Annotated in this window: 7 protein-coding genes; all 7 read right to left on the reverse strand. The window is 39.2% G+C overall.

Going from position 1 to position 13,816, the window contains the following annotated elements; translation table 11 throughout:
* Positions 1–2 precede the first annotated feature (2 nt).
* The gene (locus BM097_RS00360) at positions 3–1,322 is read right to left on the reverse strand and encodes a class C sortase (protein ID WP_090544778.1); all 1,320 of its coding nucleotides are present in this window, start codon (positions 1,320–1,322) and stop codon (positions 3–5) included.
* A 93-nt stretch (positions 1,323–1,415) separates the two neighbouring features.
* Complete coding sequence (locus tag BM097_RS00365) at positions 1,416–6,590, reverse strand: LPXTG cell wall anchor domain-containing protein (protein WP_090544781.1); 5,175 nt, start codon at positions 6,588–6,590, stop codon at positions 1,416–1,418.
* Between the two features lie 148 nt (positions 6,591–6,738).
* Complete coding sequence (locus BM097_RS00370) at positions 6,739–8,652, reverse strand: hypothetical protein (protein WP_090544783.1); 1,914 nt, start codon at positions 8,650–8,652, stop codon at positions 6,739–6,741.
* Between the two features lie 12 nt (positions 8,653–8,664).
* Entirely contained in the window at positions 8,665–10,803 is a 2,139-nt protein-coding gene (locus tag BM097_RS00375; RefSeq protein ID WP_090544785.1) for a hypothetical protein, read from the reverse strand.
* Between the two features lie 69 nt (positions 10,804–10,872).
* Positions 10,873–11,691, reverse strand: coding sequence for a response regulator (locus BM097_RS00380; protein ID WP_177197315.1), 819 nt, complete (start codon positions 11,689–11,691; stop codon positions 10,873–10,875).
* Positions 11,669–13,003: a sensor histidine kinase gene (locus BM097_RS00385; RefSeq protein WP_090544789.1), complete on the reverse strand. Its 1,335-nt coding sequence runs from the start codon at positions 13,001–13,003 to the stop codon at positions 11,669–11,671. Before BM097_RS00385 ends, BM097_RS00380 begins: the two co-directional genes overlap by 23 nt.
* A gap of 23 nt (positions 13,004–13,026) precedes the next feature.
* Positions 13,027–13,740 (reverse strand): hypothetical protein, encoded by a 714-nt coding sequence (locus tag BM097_RS16200; protein ID WP_090544791.1) that lies wholly within the window; start codon positions 13,738–13,740, stop codon positions 13,027–13,029.
* Between the last annotated feature and the right edge of the window lie 76 nt (positions 13,741–13,816).

Genomic DNA, 13,816 nt, shown 5'->3' on the forward strand with positions numbered 1-13,816 from the left:
GGCTACTTTCCTTTCTTGGATTTCTCTACAATATCCTCTCCAATATTAATCTCCTGCTTGAAGTATGGATTCAAATCCTCTGGTGGAGGCTCTGGCCTTCCTCTTTCCATTACATCTGGAATATCGGCAAAAAACAGGTTGAATTTATTTTTCACACGGTCAAAGACTGACCAGTCCTGATCAACCTTTTCAAGTACTTTATCGTCCCAAAGTCTACGCTTTGCATCTTCCTCGCCGTAGTCTACGGACTCATCATAGAAATCGAATTCGTCCCAAGGTCTTTCCTCATCATCCTCTGTAAGCTTATTTTCATGCATTAATGTGTCATCCCAACGTCTTTGCTTTGCCAGTCTGTCTGCCTCTACAGTAACGTTTTCTGTCTCCCAATTTGCTCTTGTAGACATTTCTGAAACCTTAATTGCAGCCTTATAAACCTCTTCAATATTGTCATCCCAAGGTCTTAAATAAAGCTTTGGCTTTACCACCGGTGGGAATATAAGAATTGGCAAGCCAACAAATAGGAAGATGGAACCCATTGTAACTGCTATTACATTTACAATCTGTTCTCTGGTCATACCGTATTTCTTAGTGTCTGTATGCTCTAGTACTTCTTCAGCTTCATCCTGCTGTATTCTCACTCCTCTAATCATAAGACGATGAGTGTTTTCACCGTATGGAGTACAGGTAACAAGCGTTACGTAATCCATCTCCGGGTCAATAGCAAGTGGAGACATATCGTTTGGTAGTACTGTAACAATCTGATCTACCTGATAAAAATGCTCCTCGCCTAAAACAATAATAGAAAATACATCTCCAACCTCTACTCTATCAAGATTTGTAAAAAGTACTGCACTTGGAAGACCTCTGTGTCCTGAAAGACCGCAGTGAGTACCTTTACCACCGATAGGAAGTGAGGTTCCTTCGATATGACCTACATACTTCTGTAAAACATCCTCTGTTGTTCCGTGATAAACAGGAAGATTTAAGCCAAGCTTATCAATCTTTAGGTAACACATCATTCCAGTCCCGTCTACATTCAAGGTGTCCTTGTAAACCTGGAGCATTTCATCTGTCATATCTGCGAAACGACCTACAGGATTTGACTGAAGCTCTGTGTTGTAGCTTTCTGTCTCTTCAAAGAAAGCCTTTCTAGTCTCTTCATTCATCTGAGCAACAGTTTCATCATACTCGCTGATGGATTTAGAGCTGTTCCTTTGATTGAAGAAATCAGAAATATTAGGGTACAAAAGAATACCTAGTCCTACAACGAAGACTAGTACTAAAAGCAAATTCATATAATTGAATTTCCTTCCTGCGCCCATAGTGTCCCTCAATACTTCTGCAAAAAAGCATTTCCTAATATTTAAAAATAGGCAGAAGACAGATACCTGCCTCCTGCCTATATACGTCAGATACTACATGTATGATTCGTTAGATTTTCTTTGCTTTAAAACTATAAGTAGTATTACAGCTGCCATCAGGATGATGCCTATGATTGTGAATAATAATGTACCCATACCACCAGTGCTTGGAAGTGTAAGTCCTTGGTAGTTCTTTACATTGATTCCATAAATACCATCTGAGTATCCCTGATAGTAATTAATTACTGGATTTCCTTCACCATCTGTTTCTTCAAGTGCTACTGCATCTACGATTGTTAATTCTGGATCATTAATATCCACTTGATTTGCTGAATAGAAGATTGCGTCTGTTGTGTAAGCTGCATTCTCTGTAAGGGCGTGCTGCTCGGCACTTAATCTTCTGATTTCAAATCTCATTGCTTCTGTAAGAGCATTGTAGCCTGTAGGCTGCTTTGTCTCGATTAATACATAAGAAGCTTCCTCTAAACCATCTAGTAATACACCATCTTCTGTATCTACAGAAATGATTTTGTTTTCCTTAACTGTCTGATAATCAGCACCTGTTGAATCCTTATCTATCTGATCAGGAAGTGCCATCTGCTTGTAAACTACTACCTTAAAGTGATCATAAGGAATACCATCTTCATTAGCCTTTACTGGTACGTATCTGAAGTAGGTATTTAAGCCGCCTTCGAACTCTGCTGATTCTGCTAAATCAAGTGTTGAAAGTGTTGTTCCTGCATCATCTACAGGAGCTGTTGTTAATTCAGAGGCGTACTCACCATTATTAGCATAAGAATCAAACTTGTAATACTGCCAGGTGTTACTTGTAGGCTCTGCTGTAAAGGTTGATTCAGATACGCCTTCAGCTGTTGTATTTGGTACGTATATATAAGCCTCTTTGTAAAGCTTAAATTCTGCACCAAGCAAATACTTGTTAGCTACTTCACCATCAGTCTTTATTAATCTAAGTGCGTAGGTATAAGCTCTAACTGTATCTTCTACTGGTGTGTAATGTCCTGCGATATCGCTTCTATACCAAAGCTTTGCTGTATTGGTATTATTTTCTGTGCCAGGTAAGCAGTTTTCTGTAACAGTTGCATCATATACAAGTGCTACATACTGATTGTTTCTTACCCACTTGCCAGATTCGCTGTCAATGTCAACAAACTTTGAGTAATTAAAGGTAATTGCAAAGATTGGTCTGTTTTCAACTCTTGCTACTGTACCAACTGATGCAACACCAGTTATTTCCTGATAGCTACTAATGATTGATGAATCAGGTACTGCCATAACAGCTGACTCTGAAGAAGCTGAGCCTTCTGCAAACTTAATTAGCTTACCTTCTTTATCATTGTATACATACCATGTAATTGCCCATGTGCTACCGTTTGGCTTAGCATATTTAACGAAGTAGTTACCTGCTGTATCCTTGCTGTCTCTGTACCAAATAGTACCAGTCTTTTCTACTGCCTTATACTCTGGTGCAATTAAAGCTGTATAGTAATCAGCTGGTACTTCGGTCCATGCATCCTGAGAGGATGGGTCATTGCCTGTGTAAATCTTAAGTGTTGTTGGATCTAATCTGAAGGCTGTTGACATATCATCAGTGATGCTGAAGGTGTAATTTGCATCCCAGTCATAAAGGGAATATGCCTCGCCGTCATCCTTTGTATAAACTACTCCATCTTCGATTGGATAGTACTCTGGTACTTCACCAACTACTTCGAAGTTTACTACCTCACCAGTTCTAACTACATCAGACTTGCCCATGTTGATGTACTTTGAAATAGTAACATCAGCGTACTTAAGTGTAGCTTCAAGGTCACCTGTTAAGTAATAAACACCCATAGGTCCCTGAATTTCAGGAGCTGCTGAAAGAGTAAGTACTGAATATGAACGATTAAGCTCTGGGTTTTCACCCTTTACTAAGTACATACCGTATTCAACGTCTCTGATTGTTGCGTAGTATTCTTTTGTTGTTGGATTCTGTGATGTAACTATCTGGTTGCTGGCAATTTTGTTGATAGAGCCTACACCAGATTTGTCCTTTGAATCATAAATCCATGTTAAGAAATCTGTCTGTTGCTTTGCGTCAAGCTGTGTAAACTGTCCTGGGTCTGTAGGAATATTGTCATTTCCTGTATCAAGACTATAGTTTCCTAAATATGCATATAGGTTTGGAACCCATTCAATATCAGAGAAGGTTTTCTCTTCATCATCGTAAGAGCAGGTTGCAATCTGGTATACGTTAAGTACATCACCCTCATCTCTAAGATGAACTGTAAATACTGCTTTGCCGTTAGGTACTGCCTTCTGTGCACCAACGTTTATTCCATCACTGTTACCAAGGCTGATAGTTGTAGCTGCATTAGATGTAAAAGAGAAGCTAAGTGCTAAAGTAAGTGCCATTACTAATGCCATAAATGTTGCAGCACTGTTTTTTAGCTTTCTGTTTCTTGCAATTACGAATATTATTGCACCACCCATAACTACTATACCTATCAATGTGAATAACAATGTACCAATACCACCAGTACTTGGAAGTGTAAGTCCACTGTAGTTCTTTACAGTAAAGTGATATATACCATCTTCATTATCATCAACTGTAAGGTTGCCATCTGCATCTTCGTATTCGTCAGACATGAAGCCTGCGTATGAGTTTCCTCTTTCTGTAAACTGCTCGTTAGATAGCTGGTTAATCTCGAAGTAAATAGCTGCATTCATCTTGTTGTATCCGCCTGCAGGAGCTACCTTCTCAACCATCAGATACTTGTTAGGGTCAAAGCCTGTAAGTGTAATACCTTCTTCAGTAGCTACTGACTGTGCATCTGCCCAGAATAATGAGTATGCATCCAAGTGCCAGTGTGCTCCAGAATGTGCTCTACATTCTCCTGCCTCTACCCATCTAGGTACGTAAGTTACATATCCATCTGAGAAGTCTTCATGTGTATCCCATGAAATGCCATTTTCCTGGTCTGTCTTAGCCATTGGATTCATGTAGTCAAGTAAGGCATTTCCACCAAAGTTGTCATGTAAATCCTTAAATGTTCCAGATGCATAAATATCTGTGAAATCATATTTGTTTGTAAACTGATCAGCTGTTGCATAGCTACCAACTGCTGCAAGTGCTTCATTTCTTGCCTGGCCAATTGTAAGCGGATCAGTAAGAGACATCTTCTGTGTCAATTCATAAGTAAGAGCCTTTGCAAGTATTCCTGAATATAATCCTCTTGAACCTGCGTATCTTGATGTAAGGTTAGAATCTGTAGGATCAAGTACTGGATATTCTGCATCATCGTAGAAATTAAAGGTGTTATAAATTGATTCAACAGGTACTGCTGACTGGTTAGCATTAGCTGAACCACCGCAATACTCAACATCATATCTGAAGATATCAAATACAGCGCCCTCCAGATAAGGTGTCTTTCCTTCTGCAATAGCCTGTGCCTTTTCCTCAGATGAAAGTGCTTCGAATTCATCGTATGCAGTTCCATCAACCTTGACGATGTTTGCACCGTAGGTCCATGCAACTACTTCATCTTCTGCTGTGCCAATTGTTCCAGTTGTATCTTCTACGTAATAAACTGTTACCTTGTTAGTATTGTTATCATTTCCTAAATAAGCATCATCATTTACTAATGCATCGTATGTTACAGAGATTTTTGCAGGTACTGTAAAATCGTCGCTCATTGTATATACAGCCTTTTGAACTGGAGTTGCACTTTCTCTGATAGGTGTATAGGTATCAGGATTCATCAGCTTCTCGTAGTCAATTACGACACCTATAAGAGATTTTGATGTATCAGCAACTACAAATTTAGATGCATTTGTTGATGTAATATAAGCTGCTGGAATCTTATCATCTGTTCCAAGCTTATTGTTAATTGTATTTAAGTCACTTGTATTAAATACATACTTTCCATTAGTCTTTGACTTCATCATGAGGTAGCTGTTAAGCTCACCACCATTGTTTGTCCAGACAGTAATCTGATTGTCTGAAACTGGAGAAATGTAAAAATACTCCTTAGGGTCCTGGCCCTCAGAATATGTTACAGGATAACTAAATCCGATAAGCTGTGCTGTGTATGTTCCAGCTATATCATTTGCTATCTTATTTCCATAAGCATCACCTGTAAGTGCTGCTGGTACATGGAACTCATTACCATTTGCGTCAAAGAATGTAAGCTTTGCTGATGTAGCTATAAGGGTAAAGCCCTGGCTCATATCATCAAATGCGTTAAACTTTGTAAATGTATATTTATTATCAGTCTTAGTATAAAGAGGAACGTCAAAATCAACTGTAAAGTTTACCATCTCGCCTTCACGGATGATGTCGTTATCACCACCGTTGATTTTCTTAACGATGTTGATTGACTCATTCTTTAAGGTAGCGGTCTTTGTGTTATCGATATACCAATGTCCTGAAGGACCAGTCTGCTCTGGTACAAGATCAACTACTACTGGCTGATATCCCTGGCCAGTTGCTCTTGCTGGATTAGATGCGTCTACGAAATATAAACCAAAGCTCAGACCAGTAATATCATAAGCCATGTTCCAAGAGTCTCCTGAGACACCTGTTCCGATAATATTTGCTGGCTCATATAAGCTTAAATTCTGAGAAGAACCAAGGAGTTCATAGTTAGGAGTTGTACCATCTGCTACTGCTGTTCCGTTAATTCCACCTGCAGGAGTAAGTCTACCGATAGCAGTTGAGCTCTTTTCAACAGCATTTGCATATTGGCTCTTCATAGCATTTACAAGCTTGATGAGCTTCTTTTCACGTTCTGCCTTTGCTGCTTTCTCAGCTGCTACTCTTGCTGCCTCTGAAAGGTTCTGGTCAACGGTGTATGCTCCAAGTGCATTTGGTGTAGCATATTCTGGGTCACCAGAAAATGTTGCACTGTTTGCAATAAACTCAGCAACTGGAGCTTCCCACTGAAGATCAAGGGATGTAATTCCATTCTCAGTGTTCGCAGAAGGATTAAGAGTCACAAGATTATACAGAGTAAAACTATCATTTGCTCTCTTAACTGTAAGAGTAAATCCAGTAGTATCTGTTGTATCAGGTGCTACAGAAACTTCTGTGTGATCAAAGGCCTGATTGCTTACGCTTGTACTTCTTTTGATAAGTGTAGTATTGCTATCAGCACTAACTACCAGTACAGAACTAAAGCAAAGTACTAAAAGAGTAAGTAATGCAGCTAATCGCTTTCCTTTTCCTTTCATGATTTTTTCCTCCTTATCTGACGTATATCGAATTTTTCTTTTGTATAAAGAGACAAAATTCTTTTCTATATGCCATATAATAAACCGTTACTAGTTACAAACTAGTTACAAAGAAAAAATATTTTAAAACTATTTTTGTAACACCCTCTCACACCTTGAAAATACTGAACTTGTGATATTTTCTATATACCTGTGCTATTCCAAGTGCAGCAAAAAGTGTAACAAGTATTCCAAGTGCTCTGTCAGTTTCTAATCCATCCTCACCAGTTGCTGGCAAATAGACGGTTTTATAATCAAGCCAAACTAAATCAAATACGCAATTACCTTCCATGTATTTTTCATCCTGCCAGTCATTTGCTTCAATCAAAAATGACAATTCAGATAAGGCATAGCCAGGTACATGCTCCGTTTGAACAATCAAATATTCTCCAGTAATAATTCCACCAATAGCTATTTGACCTTCATCATTTACATTTAAAGATGCATATTCTTTATATTCATAGGTTACATTTAATTCCTTGTCATAAATCAGCTGCACTATATCCTTGTTTTCTGCTGCAACCTGGGCGACAGCTTCATCAATATCGCCGGAATATGTATTTGATTTCTTATATAAGGTAAATTTATCATCCACCATTCTAGGTGCTGTGGCTAAAATCTCCTCACTACTCTTTTGATAAGAATCCGCATATCCCATACATGAAGTGATTCTGATTCCATAAGCTGCTGCACGGGATGAGGTTTTAATATTTGCTCGCAGGTTTCTATCAAGAGGGCTAACAGAATAGCTTAAGCTGGTATAAATGTCGTACCAGCCATCTGCTGTACTGTATTGATTCTTTTTAGCACTTATACTTGTTTTTAAGGTTGATATATCCACTGCTGTATCAAGAGATACAACAACTACAGACACTCCCCTGGTTTTATAGATAAGCTTAGACTTATCCTCGGTGGTGCCGCCTATTTCATCTGTGCTTATAATTTCAGAGTCTTCGCCTTCTGCAGGCTCCTCTACTACCTCCTCAGAGGCCTCTTCACTATCCTCGGGGCTTATCTCTTCTGCTGTGGAGGTGCCAAGTCCCTTACCGATTTTTTGTAAATGAGTTTCCTCTATTTCATATTCTGTCTGATATGCGCTGTTATATGCCTCTAAGGCAAGCTCCTTTGTGCCATCAGGTCCCACCAGATGATTGCCGTCCAATTCATAGTAGTAATCCTGTGCTCCAAAGAAGATAAAATTATCATTGTAATCCTTATACATGGATACGTTGCTGTAGGTCATTACTGTATAGGCTGATTCCAGAAGAGCTTCCTCCCCCTCTTCTGTAACTGAAAGAAGATTTGCACTATCCTCCACATAATCCATACCATTTGGAATAACGTATGAAATGGTGAGGACACGTTTTCCATCAGAATACATGTCGTTATAGCTTGGCATTTTTAGTACTGAATCCACTGTTACCTGATCGTCATATTCTGTCATTGGAACAGTTTCATTTACAAAGCCTCTATCCTTGGTGGTATTTTTAATAGTGGACTCCACTGATGGGAGGCTATATTTATCCTCAGTATAGACAATACTTTTTTCTTTGCCAGGTCCTAAAACAAACCACTCTATATCGTAAACTCTGGATTTTCCCTTTGGTAAAACGATATAAATGCCTGGCTCAATCTCTACTGTATTTCCAACACCTACCTGATATTCAAAGGATTGACCTTGAAGATTTGCTACACCTGTTGATGTATTTTTAAGACCGTCAAGGAGCAGCTCACAAAATTCCTTTGAATCCTTTGCTTTCATTTTTTGCAGTCCACTTGGACTTAAATCTGCATAGAATTTACCTGTTCTATTGTCTGTCATCCAGGTGGTAACGGCAGAAGCCCATGTGTAGGATGAGCCCGAATCGTCATAATTACAGATTCGATAAATCTCAACCACGTCTCCAACCTCCAACCCTTCAAATACAATAGTGGATGTTGCTGCAGCATATGAAACTGTACCTGTAAGCATTGTCAGGATAATGGTAAGCATTATCAGCAATGCCCCTGTCATCTTTTTCATAAGATTGTCACCTCAGCTAACAAATACCCTCCAGGTTAATGGACCATGTCCCTCAGGTAAAGTAAATATGATTACATTTTGGTTAATTAAGATTGCCCTTTGATTATCTACGTTCAAATCTGTTTCAGCCTCTTGCTCTGGCATAGATGTAAAATAACTAGTAACACCAATTACTCTTTTTGACTCATCAATAAATACAGCCTGAACATTTGTCACAAGAGATTCTCTAATATCTGTATCCAAATTAAGTGATAAACATCCAACCTCTTCAAAGTTGCCAGTAAATACAGTGCAATGCGCCTCACCTATGTCAGATGCCACAATTTCAACAGTGTATTTACATATATTTGGATTAGTAGTCTTTGGCCTTGCAAATGTCCAACTATCGCCAGGATTGATAACAATAGATTTTGTTGTATCCATGTGATTCCAGCCTAGCGACTCACTACCACCTTCCTCTGCCAGATTTATGAAATAATAGTAGTAAAGCTGAACCAAATAAGCTTTATTAGCATTTTCATTGTTTGTTATTACGATATATTCTGCATTTTCATCATTTGCCGAATCTAATCTTTCGTAGGTTATATCAGCTGTATCCATTCTATATGCCACAAGTCCTGTCTCTGAGGCCTGTGATTTATATAATGAATTTGGAAGAGGCGTTTCAATGATTGCATTTCGTGATGCCTCCTTGATTTTTTCGTCAGCTATTTCCTGTGCTCTGTTCTCTACTGTTTCAACATAATTCTCTGCCTGCTCTAGTCTATCTTCGTATTCCTGATTCTTATCAGTCAGCTTTCTAATAGATTCCTTTAAATCCTTTATGCTATTGTTAAGGCTTGATATGGTACTATTTTGCTCGCCCACCTTTTTTTCAAGCTCCTTCGCCCGTTTTTCATAAGCAGAGGATGAAGATGTATTTGTCTTTGTTGAATTTTGCGCTGCAGTTTGATTATTAGTCTTGTTGGTTGTGCTTTGTGTAGTGTTCTGGGTTTGCGTTGTGGTTGTCTGCTGGCTTGCGGTATGTTGAGTAGCTGTTTGCTGTGTAGTGGTTGAGGATGTGGATGAGCTTGTGCTTGAGCTACTACTACTACGGCTACCACCTGATGAAGAGGAGCCGCCTGATGAGGATCTTGTTGCAGAGCCACTGCTTACAGCAGCGCTTTCCGTAGCTTGCTCTGGGGCTTTCTCCTCACCAAAGGATTGCTCGCCACCCTGATCTACACTTACTACTGAACCATCTGGGTCATTTACCTCAAGGGCCATTGTTGTATTGTTATGAAGATTAGTTACTAAATCTCCATTTAATACAGAAATTGAGGATTCCTCAGCACCCTCCTCCATATACAAATCTGCTGAACCATATAATTGCATACTAAGCGGAACAGTGCTCTTTACAACAGAACCAGTAGCACCAGCCTGAAGATTTACATTTAACTTTTCTGCACCTGCTCCTGAAAGGGATAGATTTGTTTTACTGTAAATATCCAGTGTATCTATGGTTCCTCCCTCAACACTTACAGAAGAAATGGAATCATCTGCTTCTAATGACAAGGCTTTTACATTTCCATATATTTCAATTGCAAGGGTAGAACCGTAGGCAATATTTGAAATAGATTCTACTGATGCATCAGACTCAACAATCACATGACTGGCACCTGCAGACAGCACAATGTTGTTGCCACTAGCGTGCTCCACCCAGGTATTGGCAGAAATTTGCATAATGTTGATAGTATTAAAATTGGCATAGTTATCCACCTCTGTGTAAGGTGCATCTATATTTAAAGCCAGATTAGCATAATCACCCTGGGCTATCTCTATTGACTGTTCATCTTCTGTCTGAATAGTGATGGCTCCAATAGAATCATCGGTTTCCGATGCTGTCAGCTTTTCAATAAGTTCTTCCTGGGTAGTAACGATGATACTTCCATCTTCACCGTAATTATCTGTAACAGTATATGTGTCAACAACCTCTTCGGTAGTAGTGGTTCCAATAGGAATACCAAGGCCTTTATGTCTAATCGCAATAATAGCCAGAACAGTAGCCAAAACTACAACTGCACTTACCACCAGGGCAATAATTATGGACTTTTTTTCATCTTTTTCGAAGGTAATCGCATGCTTACTCTTCACAATTTTGTTTTTTGCCATAAAAAATCCCCATAGACTACTTCCATGTTACTAGGATTGTAATCTACAGGGTGTTACAAACTCGTTACATCATGTCATATCTAAAAGTACCCCCAAGGTTACCTCTGCCCAAGGATACTGGGTCATATACTCTTCCGCGAATGAGTTCTTAGCCTGTTCATCTCCATTTAGATATTTCAAGTAATCGCAGGACATTATGCTAACATCTACACTGTAGCAGTCCATATCATTTCGAAGGAAATTAGAAATTCCAATATCTTCCATGCTCTTTCGTATATCGTTGGCAAGCACCCTTATGTAGCCCTTCTTTTCTTCGTTGTCCTCCTCTTCTTCCCATAAAGCGCTTCTGAGCTCCCCTGTAGATATCATGGCTCCTTTTCTATCAATAAGGTAAGCTACCATTTCCTTTGATTTCTTCCTTGCGAAATGTACTGGTGTATTATTGTGGAATATCTCGAAATTGCCAAAGCATCTAACCTCAAGGGGCTTTCCTGTATCCACCTGGGCGGCCTGGGCGCCAGCCCTACTACGATTCTTCAGGATTCTATCAATGGCAGCTGTCATATCCTCCTTGGAAACCGGCTTTAAAATAAAAGCCTTGGCCTCAGTCTTCCAGGCATCCAGACTATAGTGAGCATAGCCTGTTGCAAAAACAATGTCTGCATCAGGATTAATTTCATGTAGCTGCTCCGCCAGCTTAAGTCCATTCATACCTGGCATATCAACATCTGAAAACACCACATCAGCCTTGTGGAGCTTCATCTGCTCAATTGCATCGTAAGGATCGTGAGCTTTGAAAATGGCCGCATTATCCCCCACAATTTCCTTAAGGGTATCAACCATACCTTCCACAATTATTTTTTCATCATCCACCACTAGATACTTCATTCTTTTTCCTCTTTGGTACATGCACAATGGCACGACAGCCCTGACCTGGCTGCGAAATAACCTCCAAGCTACCCTTTATCATGAATTTTAATCTACTATCGGTGTTTTTTAGTCCTACGTGATTCTTGCCATCGCTCTTTAATTCCTCAGAATCAAAGCCGATTCCATTATCCGCAACCTCTACCAGGAACTCATCATTATTTTCATATACGTGAATGCTTACCTTTCCACCTTCAAGCTTTCTAGCCACACCATGTCTTACGGAATTTTCCACCAGTGACTCTACAGAAAGAGGTGGAACGGAAAAGCCTGTAGCTTCAACGTTTATGTCCACCTGCAGCCTATCCTCATACCTTAGCTTTTGCATATACACGTAATGATTTATAATCTCCATCTCCTCTGTAATCGGAATACATACATCCAAATCATAAGCATCAATGTAAGATCTTAAAAAAGAAGATAAATGACTGACAGCTTTAGCTGCCTCCTCCGGATTTTGCTTGCATAAAAACTGAATTACATTTAAGTTGTTATAAATAAAATGAGGCTGAATCTGAGTCCATAACATTGTGTTCTTGAACTCGTTATTAATACGCTCCTTTTCCATGATTTCCTCAGCCTGCTTTAGCATTCTCTGATTCTTTTCAATCTCGTAAAACATGTACATCATAACAAGAGCGATGCTGATAGCTATATTTATAACTGAAGACACCTGTCCTGTTATAACCATGAAAATGGCACTACCTACAGGAAAGGATAAATATACCATCAATGACACTCTCTGGAGTCTACTAAAAAACGATCTATGGTAAAACACAATGGCTAATATTAACACGAAGCAGGAGAACACTGGCACCAGTGCAAGATAATAAACATCACCTCTATGATATACATTGTTCTCGTCAAAATAATAAATTACGTGCTTAAACTGATCAAAAATCAGCGCCAAAATAGAAAAGCACATTATAAAATATGCGATGTAAATAAAGATAGGATTGAATCTACCGCCATTGTTTGTAACTATAGCCCGAAGAAATGCTATAAAATATATTTCCAGCAAATACAGAGTAAAATACAATATAAAATTAGACAGCCTAAGAATAGTAAGACTTATTGCCCCAGGCTCCCCGTTATAGGTAACAGCAAAAATATCGCAAGCCAAAATAACCGCATTAAGCAATAGCATATTTCCAAGCTGTACATTTTCTCTTTGTTCAACTCTTTTTCCTCTGTCAGTGGAAAAGGCGGCAACTAAACAAAAGATTGCCCCCCATATTTCCAATGCAGCTACTCCCATAGCTCCTTGTGGCACTTAGGACTCCTCTCTATCGCCCATTAATGTGTATTGAGCAGTGTAAGTATAAAGAAACACATAAGGGCTAGTAACACTACTATTCCAATAGAATTTGCAATTAAAAACGTGTTATTGGTTGCAATCTTCTGCAAAACATCCCCGATAGTCTTAGAGCCAAACTTCTCGGCCAAGGTTTCCTTCATTCCCTCTGTGGCAGCTTCCATTTGCTCCTTCATTGGATCTGAATAATCCAGATTGCTCTGTAAGGTTTTTAATCTCTCTTCTATGGCATCACACTTAGCCTCCACTGGTAAATTCAATTCGTCCAAATCATCTCTAAGTGTAGCTTGAATCTTTTTTATGTTTGCGCCCATGCCTTCATCCATGCCATCTAGTTTTTCTGACATGCTAGCAATAGTCTTTGTAATGTTGGCTAGAAGCTCCTGATTAGATTTATCTGCCTGTCTAATCATTGTCTTTAAGTCTGCATTTTCCTGGCGTCTGCTGTCTAATGCATCCTTTAAGGCATAGACCTCTCTTCTTAAGCGCTCCACTTCCTCTCTAATCTGGTTGTCATCATTATAATCTTCATATCTATCGTCTCTACGATAATCTTCACGCCTGTCATCTCTATGATAATCGTCATGCCTATCGTCTCTACGATAATCCTCCCGTCTGTCGTCCCGCCTGTCATCCCTTCTATCATCTCTTCTGTCGTCTCTTCTATTATCTCTATCTCTTCTATCGTCGTACATTTTATTTACCCCCTGGCTATACATTGGCAATAAAACTCATTTGCTAGACTACGTTTATTAAATATTAGCATGATTT

This window comes from Pseudobutyrivibrio sp. OR37 (assembly GCF_900113655.1).
Taxonomy (GTDB): Bacteria; Bacillota; Clostridia; order Lachnospirales; family Lachnospiraceae; genus Pseudobutyrivibrio.

Excerpts from the sequence above, each read along its gene's own strand:
- BM097_RS16200 (WP_090544791.1), bottom strand. The coding sequence starts at position 13,740 with ATGTACGACGATAGAAGAGATAGAGATAATAGAAGAGACGACAGAAGA.
- BM097_RS00370 (WP_090544783.1), bottom strand. The coding sequence starts at position 8,652 with ATGAAAAAGATGACAGGGGCATTGCTGATAATGCTTACCATTATCCTG.
- BM097_RS00360 (WP_090544778.1), bottom strand. The coding sequence starts at position 1,322 with ATGGGCGCAGGAAGGAAATTCAATTATATGAATTTGCTTTTAGTACTA.
- BM097_RS00365 (WP_090544781.1), bottom strand. The coding sequence starts at position 6,590 with ATGAAAGGAAAAGGAAAGCGATTAGCTGCATTACTTACTCTTTTAGTA.
- BM097_RS00375 (WP_090544785.1), bottom strand. The coding sequence starts at position 10,803 with ATGGCAAAAAACAAAATTGTGAAGAGTAAGCATGCGATTACCTTCGAA.
- BM097_RS00380 (WP_177197315.1), bottom strand. The coding sequence starts at position 11,691 with ATGAAGTATCTAGTGGTGGATGATGAAAAAATAATTGTGGAAGGTATG.